This is a genomic window from Brevibacillus sp. WF146 (assembly GCF_001673705.2).
Lineage (GTDB): Bacteria > Bacillota > Bacilli > Brevibacillales > Brevibacillaceae > Brevibacillus > Brevibacillus thermoruber.
In genome coordinates this window covers 656,596-682,092 of the sequence record NZ_CP109943.1, presented here as the reverse complement: position 1 = coordinate 682,092, position 25,497 = coordinate 656,596, and the positions used below count along the sequence as shown (strand labels likewise).

Sequence of the window (25,497 nt, the reverse complement as noted above, 5' to 3'; positions counted from 1 at the left end):
CTCACAAAAAGATGCAACCCGATTCCAGTATGTCCCAGACCAGGTGAAAAGACAAGCGTTTGTTCGCATTTTTTCGCGCATGGCCTGCATCCGGACAGCAAATCCCCGGGCTCGTCCGAGCACCGGGGACTGCTCGTGAAGCGTCAACAGGAGGGTCCCCTATCGGGCCACCTCCTGCAGATGCCTTTGCGGCTGCGCGTCCTGCCGAATGATCGTTTCCAATTCATCGCGGGGCAGCTGCCTGATGATGCGTATGAAATGATAGGCCAGTTCGGCGTCGAACTGCGTCCCCGCCCCACGGCTGATCTCCTGCAGGGCCTCCTCTACCGGCAGCCCTTTGCGGTACGGCCTGTCCGCCACCATCGCGTCGAAGGCGTCAGAGATGGCCAGAATGCGGGCCATCAGCGGAATCTCCTCGCCGACCAATCCGTCCGGATAGCCCTTGCCGTCGATTCGCTCATGGTGCGAACGGATGGCCGGCAGCAGCTCGTGAAACATGCCCGCCTGCAGGATAATCTCATATCCAATCACCGTGTGCTGCTTGATCTTGTCGTACTCCTCCGGTGTTAATTTCCCACGTTTGTTGAGAATCTGATCCTCAATGCCGATTTTGCCGATGTCGTGCAAAATCCCGCCAAAATAAACCTCCTCCGCCTTCTCCTCCGGCAGCCCGATCGCCCGGGCGATCTCCCGTCCCCAATGGGCCACCCGCTGGGAATGGCCGCTCGTGTAATGGTCACGGGCATCGATGGAAGCGGCCATGGCGGTGAGGAATTTGTGGTTGAAGGATTTGATCTCGTCCATTTTTTGGCGCAGTTTTGTAAGACTATCGTAGTATTGATAAAAGACAAAACTCATGAGGACAAAAGCGACCATCATCGGTACGATGGCGGATAGCCCAAACGTTTCAACCAGGCGTGCACTGACGCCGCCGAGAATCAACAAAAGCAAGTAGGTAAGCGTTGTTCCATTCGCCAAATTTTTTACTGTCGGTATCCATTTCGACTTATGAAAATAGGAAATTCCTAATCCGCAAAGCATGATGTTAATAAACCAATACGCTACCACCAGGATTACATCCGTGATCATGGTGGGAACGGGAAGCACATTGCACGCCGTTTTCAGAACATCTACAGCCCATATCGTCAGCATAATTTGTCCGAAATTGGCGGCAGCTTTTAAGGGATTGGGTTTGACAAGGACGGATAAAATCAAAGCCTCAATAACGGCCGACCAGATTCCGACCCACGCACCGAAGAGCAGTATCCCTGAAAAAATAACGGCGTTGTTAAGTGTGAGTATATAGTTTAACGTCCTGACGGGCGCAAATGAAGAGATGATGGTGAGAAGTACATAGGAAATCAATATTTCCCAGTTTTCTCTGGGCTCCCAGTAAGGCAGGGAGTTCAAAATGATGAGGATACCGGAAACGGTAAACCCCAAAATCACCAGTAATCCTTTCAAAATGTATCGTTTCTCAGCTCTTTGTCGCATAACTTTTACCTTCTCGAAGTTGAAGTAACGAGATCGGCTTGTTCATCAAGCGCTGAACAAGCAGAAATGCCCCTAACATAATAAAAATATCACCGATACTGATCACCCTCGGAATAATGGACGGCATATAAATAATATCGGACAAAAAGGGCAGAACCGTTTGCTCTGTCAAGACCGTATGCTTAAAGTCGGTGCCGTTGAGTACCGGAGTGAGGTCGTAGGGCAGTTTCTTGGCTTGTTCCAGATCAATGGGCATTCTCCCGCCGTTCGTCCAAATGACAATCGCATTTAAAAACCAGCCGACCATGAGAATGCGGATATCTTCAAATTCCCGGTTCATGAGAAAAAAACCCAGAATAAACAAATAAGCTGCGGAGACAAAAATACCCCCGTACGCGGGAACAAATGCGGAGAGAATCTGCAGCGCAATACTGGCAACCAGCATCATTATTCCTTTAAATGTAGGGATTTCTTTTAGTTTTCCTCCCCTGAGCAGCGCAATCAGAAAAGAGAGAAGAATGACATCCAGCAACATACAAAATCCCCCAGACGGTAAGGAAAAAACACCACTTTTCAGTCAAGCGGTGTTTTTCCCTTGCCATTGAAATTATTAACCAATGTGATAATTAGCAGAAGTTGCAGCAACAATACCGGCTACCAGCAAGACAGCAACGAACCATTTTTTCATTCCAATTCCCCCCTTTTACATAGTGGAGAAAGCTGGTTTCGCTACTTGTGGACACACAGGCCAAGCGACCACATACAGCCTGTGCTCTTCTTTCCTCTTTCCGTTCGAAAAGAGGGCGGATTCGCTACTGGCTCCATACAGACCAAGCGACCAGATACAGTCTGTACTTCATCGCGCTTCCTACCTATATTTTACACGTTCATGACAAATTTCGGCAATCATAGATTCATAGTCTAATAGCTTCAATTTCTGAATGGTAAAATTTCCCCAGAACTATATTCACAACAGCGCTGCCAAGACAGCCTTCTGCGCATGGAGGCGATTTTCCGCCTGGTCAAAGACGACGGAGTGGGGACCGTCAATCACGCCGGCCGACACTTCTTCTCCGCGGTGCGCAGGCAGGCAGTGCATGAACAGGTAACCGGGATCGGCGTGTTGGACGAGCTGCTCGTTTACCTGATAGCCCGCAAAATCCTTGAGGCGCTGCTCGTTTTCCGCTTCAAAGCCCATGCTGGTCCACACGTCCGTGTAGATGACGTCGGCGCCGTTCACCGCTTCGGCGGGATCGTGCGTGACGCCCACCCGGCCGCCGCTGGCCAGCGCATACGCGGCCGCTTTCTTCACGATGTCGGCGTCCATCTCATAGCCCGGCGGCGTGGCGACGCGCACGTCCAGGCCCAGCAGGGCGGCCGCCAGCACGAGCGAGTTGGCGACGTTGTTGCCGTCGCCCACGTAGGCCAGCTTGACGCCCTGCAGCGTGCCCTTGTGCTCCCAGATCGTCAGCATGTCGGCCAGCGCCTGACACGGATGGAACTGGTCGGTCAGGCCGTTGATGATCGGAATGCTGGCGTGTTCGGCCAGCTCCTCCACCCCGGCGTGGGAAAACGTGCGGATCATGATGGCGTCGACGTAGCGGGACATCACCTTGGCCGTATCGCTGATCGGCTCGCCGCGTCCGAGCTGCAGTTCCTTGCCGCTCAAAAACATGCTCATGCCGCCCAATTGGTACATGCCTACTTCAAAGGAAACGCGGGTGCGCGTCGACGACTTGTCGAAAATCATCCCCAATGTCTTCCCCTTGAGCGGCTGATACGGTTGACCGCTTTTTTGCCGCTGTTTGAGATAGGCGGCAAAATGCAGGAGCTGAGTCAGCTCCTCTCCGCTGAATTCATCGACGCGGAGCAGGTCTTTTCCTTTACAACTGGCCAATTGCTCGCTTGCAAAGTGATCCAATATCTTCACAGGCTGCATGCCCGTCACCTCTTTTCTCCGTAATGGCTTCCACGTACAGCGCAAACGTCTCCGCGGCAGTGAACAGCGGAACCCCCTGCTGGACCAGCCGGCTCCGCAGAGCAAAGCCGCTGCGGCCGCGCCGGTTCCCCTTGGTGGCGGTGATGAGCGAAAAGGCTACGGTTTCCGTCTGCAGCAGCGCTGCCAGATCCCGCTCGTCCGCGACCACGTGCGTGACGGAAAAGCCGTTTGCGCCCAGCCAGACAGCCGTTCCCGATGTGGCCGCCCAGACCGCGCCCTGTTCCTGCATCTTCCGGATGGCCGGCAGCACGTCGTCCGTCTTGTCGGCATCGGCCAGGGAGACAAAGCAGACCTGCCCCCTCTGCCATGGGCGGTGCACGCTGTCTTTAAAGGCGAACGCCTTGCCCGCCGCTTCCGGGAAGGTACGCCCCAGTCCCAGCACTTCCCCGGTCGATTTCATCTCCGGTCCCAGGGCCGGGTCGACGCCGCTCAATTTCACGGTGGAAAAGACGGGCGCCTTGACGACGGCGAACGGAATGTCCGGCAACAGCCCGGTTCCATAGCCCATGCCGGCCAGTTTTTCGCCCAGTTGGGCGCGCACGGCCAGTTCCACCATGGGGATGCCGGTCACTTTGCTGGTAATCGGCACGGTCCGCGACGCGCGGGGGTTTACCTCCAGGACGTAGACCGTCTCGCCGTGAATCACGAACTGAATGTTGATCAGCCCGACCGCCCCCATCTCGCGGGCGATGGCCTCCGTGTAGCGGGCGATCGTCTGTTTGACGCCCTCGGACAAATCCGGAGCCGGGAAGAGCGCCACGCTGTCGCCCGAGTGGATGCCCGCTTTCTCCACGTGCTGAAAAATGCCGGGGATGAGCACGGACTCGCCGTCGCACACGGCGTCCACTTCTGCTTCCCGTCCGGGGACGAATTTGTCCACCAGGAGCGGGAAAAAGGCGCGGCTGTCGGGGAGGTTGAGCCACTCCGTGATCGTGGCCGACAGCTCCTCGACGTCATGGGCGACCACCATGCCCTGGCCGCCGATCACGTAGGACGGACGCAGCAGCACCGGGCAGCCGATCTCCGCCGCCACGGCGGCCGCTTCCTCCAGGGAAGACACCCCTTTGCCCGGGATGTGCGGAATCTCCAGCTTGCGCAGCATCGCGTAGAACCGTTCGCGATCCTCCGCCCGTTCGATCGCGTCCAGCGACGTGCCGAGCACAGTCAGGCCGGCGGCAGCCAGCTTGGCCGCCAGGTTGATCGCCGTCTGGCCGCCGAACTGGACCATGACGCCGTCCACCCCTTCACGCTCCGCCACGTGCAGCACATCTTCCACGTGCAGCGGCTCAAAATACAGATGGTTGGCCGTCTCGTAATCGGTGCTGACCGTCTCCGGGTTGTTGTTGACGACGACGGCGGCGATGCCCTTGGCCTTGAGTGCCTTGGCCGCGTGAACGGAGCAGTAGTCGAACTCGATCCCCTGTCCGATGCGGATCGGGCCGGAGCCGAGCACCAGCACTTTGCGCCCGGCAAGCTCCTCCACTTCGTCGCCCCCCTGCCAATCGGAGTAATAGTACGGCGTCTGGGCGTCAAACTCGGCCGCGCAGGTGTCCACGATCTTGTACGACGGCTGGATGCCGGCCTGATTCCGCAGCGCTTTGACCTCAGCCGCCGTGCGGCCGGTCAGGGCGGCGATCGTCTCGTCGGCAAAACCGCGCCGCTTCGCTTCCGCCAGCAGCTCGACGGTCAGCGTTCCGCTCTTTGCCAACTGCTTCTCCAGCGCCACGATCCGGCCCACGCTTCGCAGGAAAAACGGATCGATGCCGGTCAGGGCGTGCAGTTCGTCCTCGCCGAACCCTTTGCGGATCGCCTCGGCCAGTGCAAACAGGCGGACGTCGGTCGCGTCCCGCAGCAGGCCGACCAGCTCGTCCCGGCTGCATGCGGCCAGCTCGGGACGGGCGAGGTGGGTGCAGCCCTGCTCCAGCGAGCGGACGGCCTTGAGCAGCGCCGCTTCCAGGTTGCGGGCGATCGACATCACTTCGCCGGTCGCCTTCATCTGCGTGCCCAACTGACGGTCGGCCAGCGGGAATTTGTCAAACGGCCAGCGGGGAATTTTCACCACGACGTAATCCAGCGTCGGTTCAAAGCTGGCGTACGTATAACCGGTAATCGGGTTGAGCACTTCGTCCAGGTTGTAGCCCAGCGCCAGCTTGGCGGCGATCCGGGCGATCGGATAGCCCGTCGCTTTGGAGGCCAGCGCGCTGGAGCGGCTCACCCGCGGGTTCACTTCGATCAGATAGTAGCGATCCGACTTCGGATCAAGCGCAAACTGGATGTTGCAGCCGCCGACCACGCCCAGCGCGCGGATGACCTTGGTGGAGACGCTGCGCAGCATCTGGTACTGCCGGTCGGTCAGCGTCTGCGACGGGGCGACGACGATGCTGTCCCCCGTGTGGATGCCCACCGGGTCCAGGTTTTCCATGTTGCAGACGATGATGCAGGTGTCGTTCGCGTCCCGCATCACTTCGTACTCGATTTCCTTCCAGCCCTTGACGCTGCGCTCGATCAGCACCTGGCCGATCGGGCTGGCGGCGATGCCTTGGGCCGCCACCGTGCGCAGCGACTGTTCGTCGTCGGCGATGCCGCCCCCGGCCCCTCCCAGCGTATAGGCGGGCCGCACGATGACCGGATACCCGATCGAATCGGCAAACGCGACGGCCGCTTCCACCGACTCCACGGTGGCGCTCTCCGGCACCGGCTCGCCGATCTGCTTCATCAACTGCTTGAACAGCTCCCGGTCTTCCCCGTTCTGGATGGCGGACAGCGGCGTGCCCAGCAGTTCCACCCCGTATTGGGCGAGCACCCCCGCTTCGGCCAGGGCGACCGCCAGATTGAGCCCCGTCTGTCCGCCCAGCGTGGGCAGGAGGCCGTCCGGCCGCTCTTTGGCGATGATCGCCGTCACGGACTCTACCGTGAGCGGCTCCAGATACACCTTGTCAGCTACCTGTTCGTCCGTCATGATCGTGGCCGGGTTGTTGTTCACCAGCACGACCTGCACCCCCGCTTCCTTCAGCGAGAGGCAGGCCTGCGCCCCGGCGTAGTCAAATTCCGCCGCCTGGCCGATGACAATCGGCCCCGACCCGATGACCAACACTTTGTGAATGTGCGGCAATTTAGGCATATCTCTTCGCTCCCACTACGCGCATCGACTGCAAGAATTGGTGAAAAACGTGCGACGTGTCGTTTGGACCCGGATGCGCTTCCGGGTGAAACTGGACGCTCATGATCGGCAGGGAGGTGTGGCACAGCCCTTCCACCGACCGGTCGTTGACATTGCGGTACGTCACGGTCAACAGCCGTTTGTCCAGGGTTTCTTCCTTCACCACGTACCCGTGGTTTTGCGAGGTCATGTAGACTTTCCCGGTGGCCAGTTCCTTGACCGGATGGTTGCTGCCCCGGTGTCCGTAGGCCAGCTTTTCGGTCTTGGCGCCAAACATCAGCGCCAGCACCTGGTGTCCCAGGCAGATGCCCAGCGTCGGATACAGTTCCGCCGCCTTCCGCCACTCGCCGCAGTAGGCGAGCAGGTCGGCCGGGTCGCCGGGCCCGTTGGAAAAGAGCAGGCCGTCCGGCTGCAGCGCCTGAATCTGCGAAAACGGGGTGTCAAACGGCACGACCGTCACGCGGCAGCCCAGCTCCAAAAGCGATTCCAAAATCGACTGCTTCATGCCCAGATCGACGAGCACCACGTGTTCCTGATTGCCGGGGTAGCGCTGAATGTGGCGGCTGGAGACGTCGGCGACCAGCGACTTTTTCCGATGCGCGGAGCCAAGCGCCGCCACCTCCTCCACGCTCAGCGGCCGGTCGGCAATCGCGCCGAACAGCGGGCCCGACTGGCGCACCCGCTTGGTAATCGTCCGCGTATCGATCCCGGCCAGGATCGGGAAGCCAAACGCCTCCGCCGCTTCCGCCAGCGTGCGGCGGGACAGGTAGTGGCTCGGCGCAAGGCACAGCTCGCTGACGACCATTCCCGACAGGGCGGGCTTTGCCGCTTCGTAATCCTTGTCGTTAATCCCGTAATTGCCGATCAGCGGGTACGTGAAGGTGACGATCTGCCCCGCAAAGGACGGATCGGTCATCACTTCCTGGTATCCCGTCATCCCTGTATGAAAAACCACTTCGCCGTATCCTGTGAGCGGGGCGCCGTACAGCGTCCCGGCGAATACCTCTCCGTTCTCCAGCGTCAAATATCCGGGACCCAACCCTTGTTTCTCTCCGTTCATCTATGAAAGCCACTCCTCTCCAAAGGGCACTCTCTCACGAAAATTTATGCAACGTCATGTATTAATATACATTTTGAATTATAAAAATGCAACGAGTTTTTCGACGGGTTCAGAAAGCCGCGTTCCGACTCGCTGCATGCATGTGCCCGATCCATTCCCGTTCCCCCGCATCAGCCGCCAAGCCGGGCCGCACCGCCTTGCGATTTCGGCCGCGCCCCTGGCATTGGACCGCTTTCCCTTACAACTTCTCTACCGCCTCGCCGAGGACCGCTATCACCCGGTTCACTTCTTCCTCGGTCGTAACAAACGAGGGCAGCAGGCGGACGACCTGGGGACCGGCCAGCAGGACGAGTACGCCTTTTTCACGGGCGTAATCCACGACGGACGACGCCGGCACCGTCACTTCCACGCCCAAGAGCAGCCCCTTGCCGCGCACGGCCGTCACTTTGCCGGGATATTCCGCCCGCAATTTCTCAAGTCCGCTCACCAGTTGTCGATGCAGGCCGCCCACCCGTTCCAGCACGCGCTCTTCTTCCATCGTCTCCAGCGTGGCGATGGCTGCGGTCATCGCCAGCGGGTTGCCGCCGAACGTGGTGCCGTGGGTGCCGGGGGCAAACGCCTGGGCCGCCTCTTCGGTCGCCACCACGGCGCCGATCGGGAACCCGTTGCCCAGCGCCTTGGCCAGCGAGATCGCGTCCGGCTTGATCCCGTACTGCTGGAAAGCAAACCAGGTGCCCGTGCGTCCGATGCCGGTCTGGATTTCATCGACCAAAAGCAGCAGGCCGTGCTCGTCGCACAGTTGGCGCAGCCCCTTCACAAACGGCTCTTCCGCCGGGTGTACGCCCCCTTCCCCCTGCACCAGTTCGAGCATGACGGCGCAGGTCTTCTCCGTGACGGCGGCGCGCACCGCCTCCAAATCGTTGTAGGGCACGGAGACAAACCCGTCCGGCAGGGGACCAAATCCGTCCTTCACCTTGTCCTGCCCCGTGGCGGTCAGGGTAGCCAGCGTCCGGCCGTGGAACGACTGCTGAAACGTGATGATCTCGTATCGTCCGGTGCCTTTTACTTTTTGCGCGTAACGCCGGGCCAGCTTGATCAGTCCCTCGTTGGCTTCCGCGCCGCTGTTGCAGAAAAACGCGCGGTCGAGGCCGGACAGGCCGCACAGCTTCTGCGCGAGCACCTCCTGCTGGGGAACGTGCATCAGATTGGAGCAGTGCCACAAGGTGTCCAACTGTTCGTGCAGCCGTTTGGTCACTTTGGGGTGAACGTGTCCCAGCGAGGTGACGGCGATCCCCGAGACAAAGTCGAGATACTCGTTGCCCTGGTCGTCCCAGACGCGGTTTCCCTCTCCCTTGACCAGGCGGATCGGCCATTTTGAATAGGTATTCATCAGATGCAGGGGGGCAGCCACTGTGCTCATGTTACGATTCCTCCTTTTACGCTCCTTGCTTGAAGCGTGTACTTTACGCGCGGCGCCCATTACGCGCCTTTTGGGACGCCTGCCTTGATCGCGGTTCCCGCCGTTTGCCCGGCGCATACCGCCCGCAGCTCTTCCGCCGTTCCCCGGCAGATGACGACCCGGGATACGCCTTGCGAGAGGGCGTCCAGAGCGGCCTGTACTTTCGGGATCATGCCGCCGGTAATCACGCCGTCCGCAATCATCTGTCCGATCTCTTCCGCGTCCGTCTCCGCCACCAGCGTCTTGGCGCCGTCCTGATCGGGGCGCAGGATGCCCGGCACGTCGGTCACCATGACCAGACGCTCCGCCGCCAGGGCGGCAGCGATCGCCCCCGCCGCCACGTCCGCGTTTACGTTGTACGTCTCCGCGCCGTCTGCGCTCACGGCCAGCGGCGCAATCACCGGCACGTAGCCGCGTTCGAGGATGGCGGCCGGGATGGACGTGTCCACCCCTTTCACCTCGCCGACCAGGCCGAGCGGTTTTGGCGTCCGCTCTGCCGTCAGCATTACGCCGTCAATTCCGCTGACGCCCCACGCCCTGGCTCCCGCCTGCGTCAGCCGGCGAACCAGCCGCTTGTTGATCTGCCCGCACAATACCATCTCCACCACCTGCAGCGTCTCTTCGCAGGTGACGCGCAATCCGTCCACAAACCGGGGAGTGATGGCCAGCCTCTCCAGCATGCCGTTGATCGCCGGACCGCCGCCGTGCACGATGACAATCCGCCGGCCGGCCTGCTGCAGGTCGGCGACCGCTTGAAAAAACGCGTCGGGCAGCAGATCCATGGTGCTGCCTCCGCACTTGATGACCACTACGCCTTGCATGTCACATCCTCCTCTACGGGAACAGCGGCACCAGCGGCAATCCGGTCGCGTCCGGCCAGCCGAACATCAGGTTCATGTTTTGGACCGCCTGACCCGCCGCCCCTTTGACCATGTTGTCGATGACGGAAAGCACGATAACCCGCCCCGTCCGCTCATCCACATGGACGGAAATGTCACAATAGTTCGAACCGTACACCTCTTTGGTCCGCGGGTGGCTCCCCGGCTTTCGCAGCCGGACAAACGGCTTGCCTTCATACGCCGACCGGTAGAGCTGATGCACGTCGTCCGCCCTCACCGCCCGCTCCAACTGTCCGTAGGCGGTGACCAGAATCCCCCGTGTCATCGGCACCAGATGGGGCGTAAACTGGACCACATGCTCCACGCCGCCCTTTCTGGACAGCTCCTGTTCAATCTCCGGGGTGTGCTGGTGCTGGGCCACCTTGTACGCGTGAATGCTTTCGTTGATTTCGCTGAAATGAACCCCCTGGGAGACGCCGCGGCCCGCTCCCGACACCCCTGACTTGGCATCGACGATCCAACTGCGGGGGTTGACCCACCCGCTTTGTGCCAACGGAATCAGCGCCAAGAGCGCAGCCGTCGGATAGCAGCCGGGATTGGCCACCAACTGCGCGCCGGCCACCTGCTCCGCGTTCCACTCCGCCAGGCCGTACACCGCCCGATCCAGCCACTCATCGGGAGCCGGCTCCCGTTTGTACCACTGCCGGTACAGTTCCCCGCTCGCCAGGCGAAAATCGCCCGACAAATCGATTACCCTGGCGCCGCGCTTGAGCAGTTGCGGCGACAGTTCCGCGCTGACGCCGGCCGGCGTGGCCAGAAACACCACGTCGTTGTCGGCGCTCATCCTCTCCGCGTCGATCGCCGACAGATGGGGCAGGGGGTAATGCTGCACATGGGGGAAGACGCTGCCCAGCGCTTCTCCCTCCGTCGAACTGGAATACAGATTGGCCACCTGCACATGGGGATGGCCGGCAAGCAGACGGATCAACTCCACGCCGCTGTAACCGGTCGCCCCGACAATCCCGACCCGGATCATAGCTCTCTCCCTCTCTTGTATTTTTATACATGAATCATAATAAAAATTCAATCAGATGGCAACCCTTCTCCCCTAAAAATCTCGGCCCCGCTTACGGCTCCCGTCCCTCTGCCCCGATGCCGCCGCTCCGTGTATCCGTTCGTTGGGCGGTCCCCAAGCGGTCACCAAAAAGAAAACGCCCGGCCATTCGCCGGACGCTTCGCGCACGTGCTATTTCTTGTCGGCCAGCCAGGCGGCAACGGTTTCGGCATCTCCGTCCTTGACCAGTCCGCCTGGCATGCTCCCCTTCCCGTTCTTGAGGATTTCCAGGATTTGTTCCTTGGTGTATTTGCCCCCCACGTGCGTCAGGTTGGGGCCGACTGCCCCCTCCAGATTCTGACCGTGGCAGCTGGCGCAGTTGTTTTTAAACAACGTTTCGGCTGTCGCGGCATCATACTTGCCCGATGGAGCGGCAGGTGTTTCCGTCGGAGGTTTTTGCCCGGCGGGCGGTTGTGCTTGTTTGCCGCCGGTGGCACAGGCACCCAGGAAGAATACAAGCGCGATGGAAAGGATGGCAAACGGGAAACGCTTCATGCTGTTCCCTCCTTTGTATGAGTATTCTTCGCTAAGTATGCCTCCGCCCGGAACAAATCATTCTTCCGCTCACAGGGAATCCGTCTACGCCAGCGGCAGTTCCAGCGGGCTCCACTCCCGCAGTTCCAGCGTCCGGGCGCCCTCCTTCACGACCGGGTCCGCTTCCGCCAGGCGGCGCGCTTCCTCGGGCGATTCTGCTTTGTAGATGACCATTCCGCCTTGCTTGTCCGTAAACGGTCCGGCCATGACCACTTTCCCCTGCTTGTAGAGGTCATTGAGGTAGCTCAGGTGGGCCGGGCGCACCTTGGCGTTCAGTTCCTGGTCAACAATCGTCAGCACGGCAACGTACAGCATGACGTCCTCTCCTTTATCAAACGACTTGTCACTGGAAGTATAGCACAATTTCGACAACTCATTCGGTCGAAGAAGTAGGATTTTCCACGAAAACAGCGAACGATTGAAGGAGGAGCAACAAGAAAGGCGGTAGATAATGGGAAGGCAGATACAACTTTATACGTCCCTGTTTCAGAACAATCCTGACGCTGTCTTTACGGTTGACATGGAAGGCGGGTTTACGAGTGTGAATCCGGCCGGGGAAGCGCTTACGGGATACGCTGCAAACGAGCTCTTCGGCAGTAAGATCTGGGACATTCTCTCGCGCAAAACGGACGGCAATCATGTCGAAGAGATGGTCAAAGCTCTCTATGACGGAGTCCGCAAAAACCGCCATTATTTCCTTCGACATAAACACGGCCATTTCATCGAAATCAGTGTGACCAGTTTTCCCATTTTCGACAACGGAAAAGTGGCCGGGCGGTACGCAATTGCCAAGGACATCACGGCATACAAGCGGACCGAAGAGGCCCTGCACCAAATGGAAAAAAATTTTCGGCTCATCTCTGAAAACGTAATGGACCTGATCCGGATCACCGACACGAACGGCGTGATTCAATACGCCTCCCCCTCGCACCTTACCGTGCTGGGCATTGCGCCGCAACAGCTTTTGAATCTCCCTTGTTTTTCCCTGCTGCATCCGGACGAACGGGAAAAAGCCAGAGCATCCTATCGGCAGATGGTGGAAAGCAAGCGGCCGGTTGAAAAGGAGTACCTGTACCGGCATCAGGACGGGCGGACCCTGCTGTTTGAAGTGAAAGGGAGGCCGGTCATCGGCCCCAACGGAGAAGTGGAACATGTGGTGGTCATCGGCCGGGACATCACGGAGCGCAGGCGGACGGAAGACATGCTGCGCAACTCGGACAAGCTGTCCGTCCTGGGGGAGCTGGCGGCGGGGATCGCCCACGAGATCCGCAATCCGCTTACCGCGCTGAAGGGTTTTATCCAGCTTTTGCAGACGGAGCAGTCGACCAACGATCAGTATCTGCGCATCATGCTGTCGGAGATCGAACGGATCAACTTTATCACCAGCGAACTGCTGCTTTTGGCCAAGCCCCAGGCGCTGCGCTATCAGCGGCACGACCTGCTGCCGCTCCTGCAAACCGTGATCAAGCTGCTGGAGCCGCAGGCCAATCTGAAAAACGTAACCATCCAGACCCGGTTCCCCGATGCCGCCCCTTGTATCACCTGCGAAGAATACCAGATCAAGCAGGTATTCATCAACATCGTGAAAAACGGCATGGAAGCCATGCCGCACGGAGGAACGCTCACGGTTGACGTGTCGGCCGAGGGTACGGCCGAAGTGGTGGTCCGGATCATCGACGAAGGAGACGGCATCCCCGAGGAGATGATCCCCAAATTGGGCGAGCCCTTTTACAGTACCAAAGAACAAGGAACAGGCCTCGGCCTGATGGTGAGCCACAAAATCATTCGTGAACACCGCGGTTCCATCGCCATCCACAGCACGGTGGGAAAAGGCACCACGGTGGAGATCCGGCTGCCGATGTCAGACTTCTGCCCGTAACAGACGGACGACGGCACCGGGTGCATTGGTAATGATCCCGTCGGCTCCGCACGCGACCAGCCTTCTGACGTCCTCTTCCCGGTCTGCCGTGTACGCCAGCACCTTCACCCCTGCGGCATGAGCAGCGTGGACCAGTTCGGATGTGACCAGGTGATGCCACACGTGCAGGGACCCCACCGGGTACGGCAGACGGCGGAGATAGCCGACCGGATCGTACAGGACGGCCTCGTACAACAGCCCCAGACACAAATCAGGCTCTCGCCGATGTACCTCCTCCAAGACCTTGTGGTCAAACGAGGAGACGATCAGCGAGAGCTTGTGTTTCCAGGGGCTCAGCCGTTCTGCGACGGCCGAGCCGATTCCGTCGTACCAGACAGGCCCGTTTTTGATCTCCACATTGACCACCGCTCCGGCGGGAAACAGCGGGAGGACGTCCGCCAGCTCCGGCACCGTCTCGCCCGCGTGGCGGGAGGAAAACCAGGCCCCGGCCGAAAGCCCGGCGAGCTCCGCCATCGTTTTGCTTCCCACCAGTCCCGTACCGGTGGTCGTGCGGTCCAACACGTGATCGTGAATCACACAGAGACGGCCGTCCGCCGTCAGATGCACGTCCAGCTCGACGCCGTCCGCTCCCTGCTCCATCGCCAGCAGGAACGCGGCCCGGGTGTTTTCCGGCGCGTCGGCGGAAGCGCCCCGGTGTGCCACAATCGAGGGTCTGCCGGCCATCGCGACTCCTCCTATCGCTTGATCTGCGAACGCAGATAGGCGTCGATAAACGGATCAATCTCCCCGTCCATTACGGCCTGTACGTTGCCGACCTCCACGTTGGTGCGGTGGTCTTTCACCAGGCTGTACGGGTGGAAGACATACGAACGGATTTGGCTTCCCCAGGCGATGTCCTTCTGCTCGCCCTGGATGGCCTGCAGCGTTTTTTCCTGCTCTTCCCGCTTCCGCTCAAACAGGCGGGCTGCCAGCATTTTCATCGCCCGTTCCCGGTTTTTGATCTGGGAGCGCTCCGTCTGGCAGGTGACGACGATCCCCGTCGGCAGGTGCGTGATCCGGACGGCGGAGTCGGTCGTGTTAATGTGCTGACCGCCCGCGCCGCTGGAGCGATAGGTATCGATTTTCAGATCCTCGGGACGGATTTCCACGTCGGTGTCTTCCTCAATCTCCGGCAGCACATTGCAGGAGACGAACGAGGTGTGGCGTCGGCCCGAAGCGTCGAACGGAGAAATCCGCACGAGGCGGTGCACCCCTTTTTCCGATTTCAGGTAGCCGTAGGCGTTGTGCCCCTTGATCAGCAGGGTGACGCTCTTAATGCCGGCCTCGTCACCCGGCAGGTAGTCCAGGGTCTCCACCTTGAAGCCCTTCGACTCCGCCCAGCGGGTGTACATGCGCAGCAGCATCGACGCCCAATCCTGGGACTCGGTGCCGCCCGCGCCCGGGTGCAGTTCCAGAATCGCGTTGTTCTTGTCGTATTGGTCGCTGAGCAAAAGCTCCAGCTCAAAGCTCTCAAACTCTTTTTTCAGCGCCTGGGCGCTCTCGTACAGGTCCTGGATCATCGATTCGTCGCCTTCTTCAATGACCAGCTCCAGCATCACCTGCAGGTCCTCGTACTGGGCGTCCAGTTTGGCCATGGTCTCCACCAGGCCTTTGAGCGCATTCAGTTCGCTGATGGTTTTTTGCGCGGCGTCGTTGTCATCCCAGAAGTCGGGAGCGAGCATCCGCTCCTCCAGTTCGCCGATTCGTTCCTGTTTCGCAGGGAGGTCAAAGAGACCCCCTGATATCCGCTAATCGCTTAGCCATACTGGACATCTCTTGCTTGACGTCCGCAATGTCGATCAATGCCATGTGCGAATCACCTTCTCTTCCTTGTGCTATGTTACATTGTACCGCAAATCGGCGGATTCGCAACCGGACAACGTCGATTCGGGCGTGGCAGAGGCGTCAGCACGTCGTTACCCCTCCGGCGGGGCGGGCGCCGATCGGACGTCCTGCGGGGCGTTCCCCATGTCCCCGCTTCCCGCATGAACGAGCACGCTCCCTCCGGACGGTACCGCCCACCTGTCCGCGGCCTGCAGGCGCTCCGCCTGCTGCGTCCATCCTCCGGCGGCTTGACTGCGCGCGCACATCCCCGCCGCACCGCTGTGTCCGCCGTACGCTCGGAATCCGGCCGCTGCACCGGCCTTGTCCGGGATGACGCACCCCGCCGGCGCCGCTTTTGACCAATTGGGTTCCGGAATTTCACGCGTCAGCCTTTCATCGAGGTAGACGACGTCCCTCGCGGCAAACACCACCTCCGGCTGTCTTTCTCCCTCGTCAGTTTCCGGCTTGTCCATCTGTATCTTTCTGTCGGCCAGCAGGTAGGCCGGTTTCTGCTGGTGACCGGCCTGGACCGCATCCAGCGTGGCCGCAATACGCTCCAGCATCAGCTTCCCTTGTATGCCCATCACGTTACTCGACGTTCTCATGGTTCATTCCCCCGTCTCTCGTGTGGATGATTTCCAGGTAAAAGTGGTGTACTTCCGATTGTATTCATTTTGCCTGGTTTTTCCACGAGAATCGTTCGATGCCTTTTTCCAGTGTTAGACAAAACCGCCAAGTCTCTTCGGCGAGGCGCACCAGAAACGGGCGAATGCTGTCTAGCCGCAGGGAGACGGGGAGAAAAAAACCGCTCCTCCCGACACGGGAAGAGCGGTTTGCTATGCGCAGCGTTCTCTATTAGCAATTACTGGCCTCGCTTCATCTGACGGCGGCGTTCCTGTTCTTCCGCGCGGCGCTGGGCGCGGTTTTTCGGCTCCGCATCGCCGGACGTCTCGCCCACGGGGCGCTCCGAAGGGCCGGAGGTTTGCAGTTGGGCCGGATTGACCGCCTGGCCGCGCACCACTTCCTGACGCTCCAGGTTTTGGCTGACCTCCGCCTTCATGATGTACATCGCCACTTCTTCCTCGATGGAGGCGATCATGTTCTGGAACATTTCGTATCCTTCAAACTGATACTCGCGCAGCGGATCGTTCTGGCCGTACGCGCGCAGGTGAATTCCCTGACGCAGCTGCTCCATCGCGTCGATGTGGTCCATCCACTTGCTGTCCACGGCACGCAGCACGACCACTTTCTCGAACTCGTTCATCATCTCGCCGATTTCCGCTTTGCGCTTCTCGAACTGCTTCGCCACTTCGTTTTTCAGCAGTTCGGCAATTTCCTCGGCCTCTTTGCCCTTCAGCATGGAGACGGTAATCGTCTCGTCGTGCAGGAAGGTGTTGTTGGCCACCTCAACCAGCCCTTGCAGGTTCCAGTCTTCGGGAACCTCCTCCTGCGGGCAGTAGGCTTCCACGTTGCGGTCGATGACGCTGTGGATCATCTTGAGCACGACTTCGTCCAGGTTGTCCTGCTCGAGGATCTCGCGGCGCTGCTTGTAGATAACGGCGCGCTGCTGGTTCATCACGTCGTCGTACTGGAGAACCACTTTCCGCGCGTCGAAGTTGGCTCCCTCCACCCGTTTTTGGGCGGACTCGACAGCACGCGTCACCAGCCGGCTCTCGATCGGCATGTCTTCTTCCATGCCGAGGCGGTCCATCATGTTCATGATGTTGTCTGCACCAAAGCGGCGCATCAGCTCATCCTGCAGGGAGAGGAAGAACTGGGAGGAACCCGGGTCCCCCTGACGTCCGGCACGGCCGCGCAGTTGGTTGTCAATCCGGCGACTTTCATGCCGCTCGGTACCGATGATGTGCAGGCCGCCCAGCTCCGCCACGCCTTCGCCCAACTGGATGTCGGTACCGCGGCCCGCCATGTTGGTGGCGATGGTCACGGCGCCGTACTGGCCGGCACGGGCGACGATCTCCGCCTCGCGAGCGTGGTGCTTGGCGTTCAGGACGTTGTGCGGCACGCCTTTTTGCTTCAGCATTTGCGAGAGACGCTCCGAGTTTTCGATCGAGATGGTCCCGACGAGCACGGGCTGCCCCTTCTTGTGCCGCTCGACGATGTCGTTGACGACAGCGCGGTACTTGGCCGCTTCCGTTTTGAAGATCAGGTCGGGCAGGTCTTTGCGGATGACCGGCTTGTTGGTCGGAATCACCACCACGTCCAGACCGTAAATTTTCTTGAACTCTTCTTCCTCGGTCTTGGCCGTACCGGTCATGCCGGACAGCTTCTCGTACATCCGGAAGTAGTTTTGCAGCGTGATTGTCGCCAGCGTCATGCTTTCGCTCTGGACGCGCAGCCCTTCCTTCGCCTCGATCGCCTGGTGCAGACCATCGCTGTAGCGGCGGCCCACCATCAGACGGCCGGTAAATTCGTCGACGATCACCACTTCGCCGTCCTGCACCACGTAATCCACGTCCCGTTTGAACAGGACTTGCGCCTTGAGGGCGATGTTGATATGGTGGTTCAGGGTCATGTGGGCGGTGTCGTACAGGTTCTCAATGTTGAACGCCTGCTCCACCTTGGCCACACCCTCGTCGGTCAGGGTGACGATTTTCAGCTTTTCGTCCACGGTGAAGTCCTTTTCCGGCTCCAGCCGCTTTACAAAATGGGCGCAGATGTAGTACAGCTCCGTGGAACGGTTGGCCGCCCCGGAGATGATCAGCGGCGTCCGGGCTTCGTCGATGAGGATGCTGTCCACCTCGTCGATGATGGCAAAGAACAGGGGGCGCTGCACCATCTGCTCCTTGTAGAGCACCATGTTGTCGCGCAGGTAGTCAAAGCCGAATTCGTTGTTGGTTCCGTACGTGATGTCGCAGTTGTAGGCGGCCCGCTTTTCTTCGGCGCTCATCCCGGCCTTGTTCAAGCCGACGGTCAGGCCGAGGAAGTTGTACAGCTTGCCCATGATGGTCGCGTCGCGCTCGGCCAGGTATTCGTTGACGGTAACCACGTGCACGCCCTTGCCCAGGAGTGCGTTCAGGTACGTCGCCAGCGTCGCCACGAGCGTTTTCCCTTCACCGGTTTTCATCTCGGCGATGCGGCCTTCCTGCAGCACCATACCGCCGATCAACTGTACGTCAAAGTGGCGCATGCCGAGCACGCGCTTGGAGGCCTCGCGCACCACGGCAAACGCTTCGTTGAGAATATCGTCCAGCGTCTCTCCTTGAGCCAGGCGGTTTTTGAACTCCGTCGTCTTCTCGCGCAGCTGCTCGTCGGTCAACGCCGAAATGCTCGGTTCCAGCGCGTTGATCTTTTCCACGCGCTTAAACATCTTTTTGATTTCACGTTCGTTGCTGTCGCCAAAAATCTTTTTCACGAGTCCTAACATAAGGACACCCCTTCCTAGTGGCAAAGCTACCTCGAATTCCTTCCTTGCGCAGCCACATCCGGGTCCCCGCAGGGGGCTTCCTAGTGGCAAAGCTGCCTCGATTTCCTTCCTTGCGCAGCCACATCGAGTCCCCGCAGGGGAGACTCCTTCCACATGTTCCTAGCGAAAAAAAGCATCTCTACTATTTATGTTCTCTAAAAAGCTATTTTATCAAATTGCAACAAGCGGATACAAGTAAAGGGGAGTTGCCAGAAGAAAGCAACTCCCCTTGGTGCTCATCCTCGTCCCGGTCACTTCGGTTCGATCAGCCCGTAGCGTCCGTCGTTGCGGCGGTACACCACGTTGACGTCATTGGTCTCGCTGTTTTGAAAGACGAAGAAGTTGTGACCCAGCATATCCATCTGCATGACCGCTTCATACGCGTCCATCGGTTTCAGGTCAAACCGTTTGGTGCGAACGATGTCGATCTCCACGTCATCTTCCTCGTTCTCGTCCGTCGTCAGGACGGCGATGGATTCGTTATCGCGAAGGAGGGCTTTATTGTTGGTCTCGACGCGCAGTTTGCGCATCAGTTTGGTTTTATGCTTACGGATTTGTCGTTCCAGTTTTTCGGCCACCAGGTCGATGGCGGCGTACATGTCGTCATGGGTTTCTTCCGCCCGGATAATCACTCCGCCGAGCGGAATGGTTACCTCGATGGTGGCTTCGTTCCGCAGTACCCTCATGGTGACTTGGGCTTCAGCAGGCTGCGGAGTTTCAAAGTATTTTGCAAGACGGCCGACTTTCTTTACCACATACTCTCGAAGTGCTGCGGTGACTTCCATGTTTTCTCCACGAATATTGAATTTCATGGTTCAAACCTCCTTCCGTCTTTACCTATGTCTATTCCGTACCTATGGATAAAATCCTCCCCGCCCGCTACAAAAAACCTTTACAAAACCTTTACAATACGACAAAATCCGACATATTTCTGCCAACAATTTCTAATATCCCCTGTGCTATAATGATTCTAACCAATATATGCCGCCGACTTTCTTCGCACGGGAGGAACCATCATGGCAGAAGCAAAGCCTTCACGCTCCATTCTCGGAAAAACGCTGGCGCAGGATGTGTACAACCAATACGGTCTCCTGCTTCTGCCCGCCGGCGCGGTCCTGCACGAAAGCGACATTCGCCTGCTGTCTGCCCACCAGGTGGAAACAGTGCACCTGGCGGAATCCGAAGAAGATCCTGCCATGCCGACTCCTCTCATCCACTGGCAGGAGGCAGAGGCAGCCCGCCAATACATGGAAGCCGTCAAACAGACGGAGCACTTGTTTCTGCAGATCGCCAACGGCTCCATCCCTCCGCTGCACCAGTTTAACGAGGTCTTTTATCCGTTGCTGGACGACGTATTGAAGCAGCACGGCTTTCTCCGCTTCGTATACATAAAAGAAGGAACGGAACAATACACCTACCGCCATTCCCTGCACGTGGGCATCCTGTCCGCCCTGATCGGCAAACTGATGGGCCGCTCCCGGGAAGAGATCGTTCGTCTGGGACAAGCCGGCCTGCTGCATGACGTAGGCAAAATGCTGATGCCTCCAGACATCCTGATGAAACCCACCCGACTTACGGACGAAGAGTTCGCCATCATGAAACAGCATGCCAAGCTGGGTGAGCAGCTTCTCCGTTCCATGGAAGGGGCAGACGAGATCATCCCGCTGTGTGCGCTCATGCATCACGAGCGGCTGGACGGCAGCGGCTACCCCAATGGTCTCACGCAAGCGGACATCCCGCTCGAATGCCAAATCGTCAGCGTCGCGGACGTGTTTGACGCGATCTGCTCCGACCGCGTCTACCGCAAAGGGACATCGCCGTTTGAAGCGTCCAACGTCCTCTGGCAGTCGGCCTGCGAGGGCAAGCTGAACCCGGAGATCGTCACCCGGTTCATCCACTACGTCGTCATGCTCTACGTCGGTTCCCGCGCCTGCCTGAACAACGGCGAGCAGGTGGAAGTGGTGATGATCCACACGGACGAACCGATGCGCCCTCTGGTCCGCCGCGGCGACGACTATCTCGATCTGCGGCAGCACCGCTCCCTGCACATCCAGTCCATCATCGCGTAATAGAAAAAATCCCCCCGGTCTGTTCCATGGACCAGGGGGATTCGCTTTCCCGTCAGGTAAGCGTTTGCAATTGGCGATTAGCGCTTCACCACGTTAGCCGCCTGCGGGCCGCGGTCGCCGTCGACGATGTCAAACTCGACGGACTGCCCTTCTTCCAGCGTCCGGAATCCGTCAGCCTGGATCGCCGTGTAATGCACGAATACGTCGCCGCCGTCCTCCCGCTCAATAAATCCGTACCCTTTTTCTGCGTTGAACCATTTTACCTTGCCATGCATCGAAAAAAACAACCCTTTCTTTTGTAAAAACTTGGGATTGCCCATCCCTTGTGAATGACTATATCACCCAGAGAAACAAGAGTCAAATCTCCCCTTATTTGGGGGAATATTTCTTCTCCAAGCCCCTCACGACGACCCGCGACAGGAACAGGGTGAGCACCAGGTACACGGCCGCCTCCGTCAGGTACGGGGGATACCGCTCAAAGGTGTTTTTGGCCACGTTCATGGCCGCGTAGTTCAGATCCGGAGTGGCGATGACCGCCGTCAGCGAGGAGTCCTTCAACAGGGCGATAAACTCGTTGCCCAGCGCCGGCAGCATGCGGGTAAACGCCTGCGGGATGACGATCAGCCGCATCGCCATGCCCTTGGTCATGCCGAGCGAACGGGCCGCTTCCATCTGCCCCGGGTCGATGGACTGAATACCCGCGCGAAAAATCTCCGCGATGTAGGCGGCGGCGTTCAGGGACAGGGCGATCAAGCCGGAGTAGATCGCTTCCGGGCTGTTTTCTCCCGGAAAAAAGATTTCCCAGATTGAAGGGATGACGGCAAAGTGGATCAGCAGGATCTGCACCAGCATCGGCGTGCCGCGAAACAGCTCCACGTAAATCGCACAGGGAATGCGCAGCAGCCCGTTTTTCGACAGCTTCCCCAGACAGAGAAACAGTCCCAGCAAGGTCCCGAGCACCGTCGCGACGGTGGTCAGCAGGATCGTGTTCACGATCCCGCGCAGAAACAACTCCCGGTACTCGTAGATGACACTCCAATCCAGAGGGATTCCTCCTTTCACATGATGCGTTCCGCCGGATGGAAACAGCAACGGGTACGCCAGTGGACGACGTACCCGGCCGGTCGCGCTGTTTACTCGTTACCGAAGTACCGGTTGTAGATTTCCTGCAGTTTTCCGTTTTCCTTGATCGTTTTCAGACCCGCGTTGATCTTGTTCAACAGCTCCGTATTGCCCTTTTTCACAATGATGCCGTAATACTCTTTTTCAAAGGAATCGTCTTTGATCATCTTGAACTTCTTGTCCTTGAATTTCTTGACGTAGTACTTGATCATGCCGTCGTCGCCCACCACGGCGTCGACGCGTCCGTTGTAAAAGTCGTCGATCGCGGACGGCATGTCGTCGTAGCCTTTCAGCCCCTCATAAGTGTTGCCGAACGCCTTTTGCACGACCAATTCGCCGGTCGTCGCCGCCTGCACGCCGATCTTCTTGCCTTTCAGGTCGGCCAGCTTGGTGACCGGAGAGTTCTCCGGAACGAGGATCAACTGGTTGGCTTCAAAATAGGGTTCAGAAAAGTCGTACTTTTGCTTGCGGTCCTCGCGAATCGTGATCGACGAAATCCCGATATCCACGGTCCCCCTGTCCAGTCCGTCAAAGAGCGGGTCCCAACCGGTGTTTTTCCATTCGATCTTGAACCCGGCGGCTTCCGCGATAGCATTCATCACGTCGATGTCGTGACCGCTGATCTTGTCCGCCTCCATCATCTGAAACGGCGGATACGCCGCGTCGGTACCGACCACGTACACTTTTTCCGCCGCACCGCCGCCTCCCGAGGAACCGCTGCCGCTTGCCGCCGGCTTGTCACCCGTACCACAGGCGGATACCAGCAGACCGACCCCAACCGTCAGCACCAGCGACATCAACCATTTGTTTCCGCGCCTCATGTTTGAATAACCCCCTTGTCTGTATCTCTCTGCTTTGCTTTTCCCCAGCGCTGTCCACATCGAGATAACGGTCGCTTCGCGTTCTCCACAAAGTTGTCCACATTATCCACAGACGGTTGTGCACAAGCTGGGAATAACTCACCCCGCCCTGCGTCCCTGCTGCCCTCGGCGTCAGGGACAGGCAGGAAACAAGGTTCGTTCCAAAAAAAGAAAGAAGGATTCCTGTCAGAAATAGTTCTCTCTGATACACGGGAATCCTTCCAGAAAAAGTATTTTTATTGACAGAAAAATTTGAACTGTTATTCCTTTTCCACCAGGATGAGCAAGTCCACGCGGCGGTTGCGGGGGCCGTTCCCCGCGTTGGCCTTGTCCACCAGCGTGGCGTGTTCGCCCCAACCCGCCACGGTAAAGCGGGAGGCCGGCAGACCGTGGATGTTCACCAGTTCGCGCATCACCGCAATAGCCCGCGCCGACGACAGCTCCCAGTTGGAGCGGTACGGGCTTTGGGCAGCAGGGGTATCGTCCGTGCAGCCTTCGATCCGGACGCGGTACGAAAAGCGCTTCAAGACCCGCGCCACGACGTCCACGACCTGTTTTCCCTCGTCCTTCAGATCGGCGGAGCCGCTGCCGAACAGGATCGTTTCCGGCAGGCGCACCCGCAGCCCGTCCCCGGTCTCTTCGAAGTCGACATGCTTCGCCTGCAGCACGGAGGCGAGCTGCGTCCGGATGGTCTCCATGTCGCGCTTTGCCGCATCGCTGGCAGCCGGCGGCGCCTCCGGGCGGGGACGGCTCTCTCCCGCGCTCTTCCCCTCCACGGCGGCCGCCAACGCTTCGCGCCTCGCTTCCAGTTGGTGAATCTCCCGCTCCAGCTCCAGCTTTTGCAGGTTCAGCAGGTCGAGGCTCTCGTGCACCTGTTTCAAGCTGGCCTGCTGCCGGGCCGCTTCGTCCATCTGCACCTTGATCTTGGTCGCATGGGCCGCGGCGATAATGACGACAATCACAAACAGCAGGGTAAACAGGTCGCTGTAGCTGATCAGCCAGCTCTTTTCCAGTTCCTTTTCGTCGTACAGCCGGTCGTCATGCATGGCGATCCTGCCTTTCGATCGTTCCTCTGACGCTGCCCGGCGGCTTGATCAGCACCAGCTTGCGGTCCCCGGGCAGGAACGAATTCAGTTTTTCAAACAGCAGACGCGGCGTCTCCATCCGCTGCAGCCCGACGCACCCTTCGATGTAGAGCCGCTTTTCGAACATTTCCTGGTCGTGGATGTCCATCAGCCGGTAGTAGCACGGCAGGGCAACCAGGTTGGCCAAGAGCGCCCCGTACAGCGTCGCCACCACCGCCGAACTGAGGCTGTACCCGGTCTGGGTAAAGTCGGAGAGCGTCTTCAGCACCCCCGTCATCCCCAGCAGCGTCCCTACCAGTCCCATGCCCGGCGCCAGCAGGCTGATCAGTCGGAAGAAGCCGGCCGCCTGCTGGTAGCGGTACTGCTCCCCTTTCAGCTCGTTTTCCAGAATCATGCGCAGTTCTTCCTCCGGCACGCCTTCAATCGCCAGCAAGCTGCCGCGGCGGACGAACGAATCTTTCTCGTTCTGCAGTTCTTTTTCCAACGCCAGATACCCCTGTTCCTTCTGCACCAGGGCGTAGTAGTAGAATCGTTTGATCGTCTCTTCCACGTTTCCCTCCCGGCCGTGCACCAGGAGCCGGATCAAGGGGCGCAGTTCCAGGTGCCTGCGCTTGATCGCGTAGGCGATCAGCACGGCCAGCGCCACCAGCTCGATCGCCGTTACGTTCAGCAGATCGGCTGCGCTGCCGTTGAGGTAGACCGCGTGCACAAACATGAGCAAGACCGCTCCCACCAGCAGGAGCGAGCGACGTTTTGTCGACAAGAGGTGTCACCATCCCGTTGAGTTTGTTCTGTTACGTGTATCGGTTAATCGCTCGTGGTTGATGAATGCGTAGTGAAGCGGATGGATTCTTGGGTGAGGGGGCCCATCGACCAAACGCGTTTTTGCCCACACAAAAAAACGGCCGCTCCAGCCGTTTTTTGCTGATTTGGTTTTCTTATAGCAAACCGGTCGCGTCTTTCAGCTTTTGGATGTCCCGCTTTTGAAAGCGGTAGTCTTGATACAGAACCTTGAAATCGGCCTCCATGTTGTCGAAGCGCTGTTCGAAACGGTCAAACCGCTGGCTGAAGCTGGTCATTTCGGTTTTCATTTTGGTTGTTTCTGTGTTGAGGACCGTCACGTCCTCTTTCAGCTCGGCTACGTCTCGCTTGAGAACCGCCACTTCCACTTTCAGTTCGGCCACGTCTCTCTTGAGCTGCGCAACGTCCTCCTTGAGTTCCGCCACGTCCGTCTTAATCTGGACTATTTCCCCTTCCAAACGGCGCACATCCATGGTCAGTGCCTCCAGTTTGGAATTGGTTACCTCCTGGCTTTCCCTGATGGCCCTGAGCATCCCCAGGATCTCCTCCTGCATCGGCCAGCCCCCTTTTGCTCGCTCTTTCCCCTATTATAGCAAGAGCGCCGAGACAAAAATATCGGGAACCGCCGGATATTTTATTTGCAAGATGTTTTCTCTAATCCGCCGCAAGCAAAATGCCGATACCAAAATAGATCCCCATGTTTGTCCCATGAACCTGTACGGAAGAAGGTGAACG

Annotated in this window: 23 protein-coding genes and 1 riboswitch; of the genes, 2 read left to right on the top strand and 21 right to left on the bottom strand. The window is 58.9% G+C overall.

Features of this window, described 5'->3' with window-relative positions:
• Window positions 1-159: 159 nt before the first annotated feature.
• From A6764_RS03360 to A6764_RS03315, 10 genes are all read right to left on the bottom strand, one after another.
• Window positions 160-1,494, bottom strand: coding sequence for an HD-GYP domain-containing protein (locus A6764_RS03360; protein ID WP_065067361.1), 1,335 nt, complete (start codon window positions 1,492-1,494; stop codon window positions 160-162).
• A complete protein-coding gene (locus A6764_RS03355; protein WP_029100268.1) occupies window positions 1,478-2,029 on the bottom strand; it encodes a DUF5317 domain-containing protein in 552 nt (183 codons plus the stop codon). Before A6764_RS03355 ends, A6764_RS03360 begins: the two co-directional genes overlap by 17 nt.
• A gap of 257 nt (window positions 2,030-2,286) precedes the next feature.
• Window positions 2,287-2,369: riboswitch (cyclic di-GMP riboswitch) on the bottom strand.
• Between the two features lie 92 nt (window positions 2,370-2,461).
• On the bottom strand, window positions 2,462-3,433 hold the full coding sequence (argF, locus tag A6764_RS03350; protein WP_065067362.1) for an ornithine carbamoyltransferase: 972 nt from the start codon (window positions 3,431-3,433) through the stop codon (window positions 2,462-2,464).
• Window positions 3,378-6,614, bottom strand: coding sequence for a carbamoyl-phosphate synthase (glutamine-hydrolyzing) large subunit (gene carB, locus A6764_RS03345; protein WP_264622394.1), 3,237 nt, complete (start codon window positions 6,612-6,614; stop codon window positions 3,378-3,380). Before carB ends, argF begins: the two co-directional genes overlap by 56 nt.
• Entirely contained in the window at window positions 6,607-7,713 is a 1,107-nt protein-coding gene (locus A6764_RS03340; protein WP_029100271.1) for a carbamoyl phosphate synthase small subunit, read from the bottom strand. The genes carB and A6764_RS03340 overlap by 8 nt, the downstream gene beginning before the upstream one ends.
• A gap of 238 nt (window positions 7,714-7,951) precedes the next feature.
• Entirely contained in the window at window positions 7,952-9,133 is a 1,182-nt protein-coding gene (locus A6764_RS03335; protein WP_065067364.1) for an aspartate aminotransferase family protein, read from the bottom strand.
• Between the two features lie 59 nt (window positions 9,134-9,192).
• A complete protein-coding gene (gene argB / locus A6764_RS03330; protein ID WP_065067365.1) occupies window positions 9,193-9,993 on the bottom strand; it encodes an acetylglutamate kinase in 801 nt (266 codons plus the stop codon).
• Between the two features lie 13 nt (window positions 9,994-10,006).
• Window positions 10,007-11,047: an N-acetyl-gamma-glutamyl-phosphate reductase gene (gene argC, locus A6764_RS03325; RefSeq protein WP_029100274.1), complete on the bottom strand. Its 1,041-nt coding sequence runs from the start codon at window positions 11,045-11,047 to the stop codon at window positions 10,007-10,009.
• Window positions 11,048-11,257: 210 nt separating this feature from the next.
• The gene (cccB, locus tag A6764_RS03320; protein WP_044898826.1) at window positions 11,258-11,620 is read right to left on the bottom strand and encodes a cytochrome c551; all 363 of its coding nucleotides are present in this window, start codon (window positions 11,618-11,620) and stop codon (window positions 11,258-11,260) included.
• A gap of 84 nt (window positions 11,621-11,704) precedes the next feature.
• Window positions 11,705-11,974 (bottom strand): YciI family protein, encoded by a 270-nt coding sequence (locus tag A6764_RS03315; protein ID WP_035295849.1) that lies wholly within the window; start codon window positions 11,972-11,974, stop codon window positions 11,705-11,707.
• A gap of 136 nt (window positions 11,975-12,110) precedes the next feature.
• Here A6764_RS03315 and A6764_RS03310 point away from each other — a divergent pair, with 136 nt between their 5' ends.
• A complete protein-coding gene (locus A6764_RS03310) occupies window positions 12,111-13,538 on the top strand; it encodes a PAS domain-containing sensor histidine kinase (RefSeq protein WP_065067366.1) in 1,428 nt (475 codons plus the stop codon).
• Here the strand turns inward: A6764_RS03310 and A6764_RS03305 are convergent.
• The 5 genes from A6764_RS03305 to hpf all read right to left on the bottom strand — a co-directional run bounded on the left by A6764_RS03305 (window position 13,521) and on the right by hpf (window position 19,637).
• Entirely contained in the window at window positions 13,521-14,261 is a 741-nt protein-coding gene (locus tag A6764_RS03305; RefSeq protein WP_029100277.1) for a glycerophosphodiester phosphodiesterase, read from the bottom strand. The genes A6764_RS03310 and A6764_RS03305 overlap by 18 nt on opposite strands.
• An 11-nt stretch (window positions 14,262-14,272) precedes the next feature.
• A protein-coding gene (gene prfB, locus A6764_RS03300; RefSeq protein ID WP_141669699.1) for a peptide chain release factor 2 occupies window positions 14,273-15,386 on the bottom strand; the annotation gives its coding sequence in 2 pieces (ribosomal slippage) (window positions 14,273-15,304 and window positions 15,306-15,386; 1,113 coding nt in all).
• A gap of 107 nt (window positions 15,387-15,493) precedes the next feature.
• Window positions 15,494-16,006, bottom strand: coding sequence for a hypothetical protein (locus A6764_RS03295; RefSeq protein WP_141669700.1), 513 nt, complete (start codon window positions 16,004-16,006; stop codon window positions 15,494-15,496).
• A 257-nt stretch (window positions 16,007-16,263) separates the two neighbouring features.
• Window positions 16,264-18,786: an accessory Sec system translocase SecA2 gene (gene secA2 / locus A6764_RS03290; protein ID WP_029100279.1), complete on the bottom strand. Its 2,523-nt coding sequence runs from the start codon at window positions 18,784-18,786 to the stop codon at window positions 16,264-16,266.
• A 290-nt stretch (window positions 18,787-19,076) separates the two neighbouring features.
• A complete protein-coding gene (gene hpf, locus A6764_RS03285; protein WP_029100280.1) occupies window positions 19,077-19,637 on the bottom strand; it encodes a ribosome hibernation-promoting factor, HPF/YfiA family in 561 nt (186 codons plus the stop codon).
• A 204-nt stretch (window positions 19,638-19,841) separates the two neighbouring features.
• Here hpf and A6764_RS03280 point away from each other — a divergent pair, with 204 nt between their 5' ends.
• Window positions 19,842-20,894, top strand: a complete 1,053-nt coding sequence (locus tag A6764_RS03280) for an HD-GYP domain-containing protein (protein ID WP_065067368.1) — start codon at window positions 19,842-19,844, stop codon at window positions 20,892-20,894.
• Between the two features lie 77 nt (window positions 20,895-20,971).
• Here A6764_RS03280 and A6764_RS03275 read toward each other — a convergent pair whose 3' ends face one another.
• From A6764_RS03275 to A6764_RS03250, 6 genes are all read right to left on the bottom strand, one after another.
• Complete coding sequence (locus tag A6764_RS03275) at window positions 20,972-21,169, bottom strand: cold shock domain-containing protein (RefSeq protein WP_029100282.1); 198 nt, start codon at window positions 21,167-21,169, stop codon at window positions 20,972-20,974.
• A gap of 94 nt (window positions 21,170-21,263) precedes the next feature.
• A complete protein-coding gene (locus A6764_RS03270) occupies window positions 21,264-21,938 on the bottom strand; it encodes an amino acid ABC transporter permease (protein WP_035296749.1) in 675 nt (224 codons plus the stop codon).
• An 89-nt stretch (window positions 21,939-22,027) separates the two neighbouring features.
• Window positions 22,028-22,837: a basic amino acid ABC transporter substrate-binding protein gene (locus tag A6764_RS03265; protein WP_035295856.1), complete on the bottom strand. Its 810-nt coding sequence runs from the start codon at window positions 22,835-22,837 to the stop codon at window positions 22,028-22,030.
• Between the two features lie 299 nt (window positions 22,838-23,136).
• Window positions 23,137-23,922 (bottom strand): OmpA/MotB family protein, encoded by a 786-nt coding sequence (locus A6764_RS03260; protein WP_065067369.1) that lies wholly within the window; start codon window positions 23,920-23,922, stop codon window positions 23,137-23,139.
• A complete protein-coding gene (locus A6764_RS03255; RefSeq protein WP_029100286.1) occupies window positions 23,915-24,724 on the bottom strand; it encodes a motility protein A in 810 nt (269 codons plus the stop codon). The genes A6764_RS03260 and A6764_RS03255 overlap by 8 nt, the downstream gene beginning before the upstream one ends.
• A 175-nt stretch (window positions 24,725-24,899) precedes the next feature.
• On the bottom strand, window positions 24,900-25,316 hold the full coding sequence (locus A6764_RS03250) for a hypothetical protein (protein ID WP_065067370.1): 417 nt from the start codon (window positions 25,314-25,316) through the stop codon (window positions 24,900-24,902).
• Between the last annotated feature and the right edge of the window lie 181 nt (window positions 25,317-25,497).

Bases quoted from the DNA above. Each gene is read 5' to 3' on its own strand.
- A6764_RS03360 (WP_065067361.1), bottom strand. From the start codon at position 1,494: ATGCGACAAAGAGCTGAGAAACGATACATTTTGAAAGGATTACTGGTG.
- A6764_RS03355 (WP_029100268.1), bottom strand. From the start codon at position 2,029: ATGTTGCTGGATGTCATTCTTCTCTCTTTTCTGATTGCGCTGCTCAGG.
- argF (WP_065067362.1), bottom strand. From the start codon at position 3,433: ATGCAGCCTGTGAAGATATTGGATCACTTTGCAAGCGAGCAATTGGCC.
- carB (WP_264622394.1), bottom strand. From the start codon at position 6,614: ATGCCTAAATTGCCGCACATTCACAAAGTGTTGGTCATCGGGTCGGGG.
- A6764_RS03340 (WP_029100271.1), bottom strand. From the start codon at position 7,713: ATGAACGGAGAGAAACAAGGGTTGGGTCCCGGATATTTGACGCTGGAG.
- A6764_RS03335 (WP_065067364.1), bottom strand. From the start codon at position 9,133: ATGAGCACAGTGGCTGCCCCCCTGCATCTGATGAATACCTATTCAAAA.
- argB (WP_065067365.1), bottom strand. From the start codon at position 9,993: ATGCAAGGCGTAGTGGTCATCAAGTGCGGAGGCAGCACCATGGATCTG.
- argC (WP_029100274.1), bottom strand. From the start codon at position 11,047: ATGATCCGGGTCGGGATTGTCGGGGCGACCGGTTACAGCGGCGTGGAG.
- cccB (WP_044898826.1), bottom strand. From the start codon at position 11,620: ATGAAGCGTTTCCCGTTTGCCATCCTTTCCATCGCGCTTGTATTCTTC.
- A6764_RS03315 (WP_035295849.1), bottom strand. From the start codon at position 11,974: ATGCTGTACGTTGCCGTGCTGACGATTGTTGACCAGGAACTGAACGCC.
- A6764_RS03310 (WP_065067366.1), top strand. From the start codon at position 12,111: ATGGGAAGGCAGATACAACTTTATACGTCCCTGTTTCAGAACAATCCT.
- A6764_RS03305 (WP_029100277.1), bottom strand. From the start codon at position 14,261: ATGGCCGGCAGACCCTCGATTGTGGCACACCGGGGCGCTTCCGCCGAC.
- A6764_RS03295 (WP_141669700.1), bottom strand. From the start codon at position 16,006: ATGAGAACGTCGAGTAACGTGATGGGCATACAAGGGAAGCTGATGCTG.
- secA2 (WP_029100279.1), bottom strand. From the start codon at position 18,786: ATGTTAGGACTCGTGAAAAAGATTTTTGGCGACAGCAACGAACGTGAA.
- hpf (WP_029100280.1), bottom strand. From the start codon at position 19,637: ATGAAATTCAATATTCGTGGAGAAAACATGGAAGTCACCGCAGCACTT.
- A6764_RS03280 (WP_065067368.1), top strand. From the start codon at position 19,842: ATGGCAGAAGCAAAGCCTTCACGCTCCATTCTCGGAAAAACGCTGGCG.
- A6764_RS03275 (WP_029100282.1), bottom strand. From the start codon at position 21,169: ATGCATGGCAAGGTAAAATGGTTCAACGCAGAAAAAGGGTACGGATTT.
- A6764_RS03265 (WP_035295856.1), bottom strand. From the start codon at position 22,837: ATGAGGCGCGGAAACAAATGGTTGATGTCGCTGGTGCTGACGGTTGGG.
- A6764_RS03260 (WP_065067369.1), bottom strand. From the start codon at position 23,922: ATGCATGACGACCGGCTGTACGACGAAAAGGAACTGGAAAAGAGCTGG.
- A6764_RS03250 (WP_065067370.1), bottom strand. From the start codon at position 25,316: ATGCAGGAGGAGATCCTGGGGATGCTCAGGGCCATCAGGGAAAGCCAG.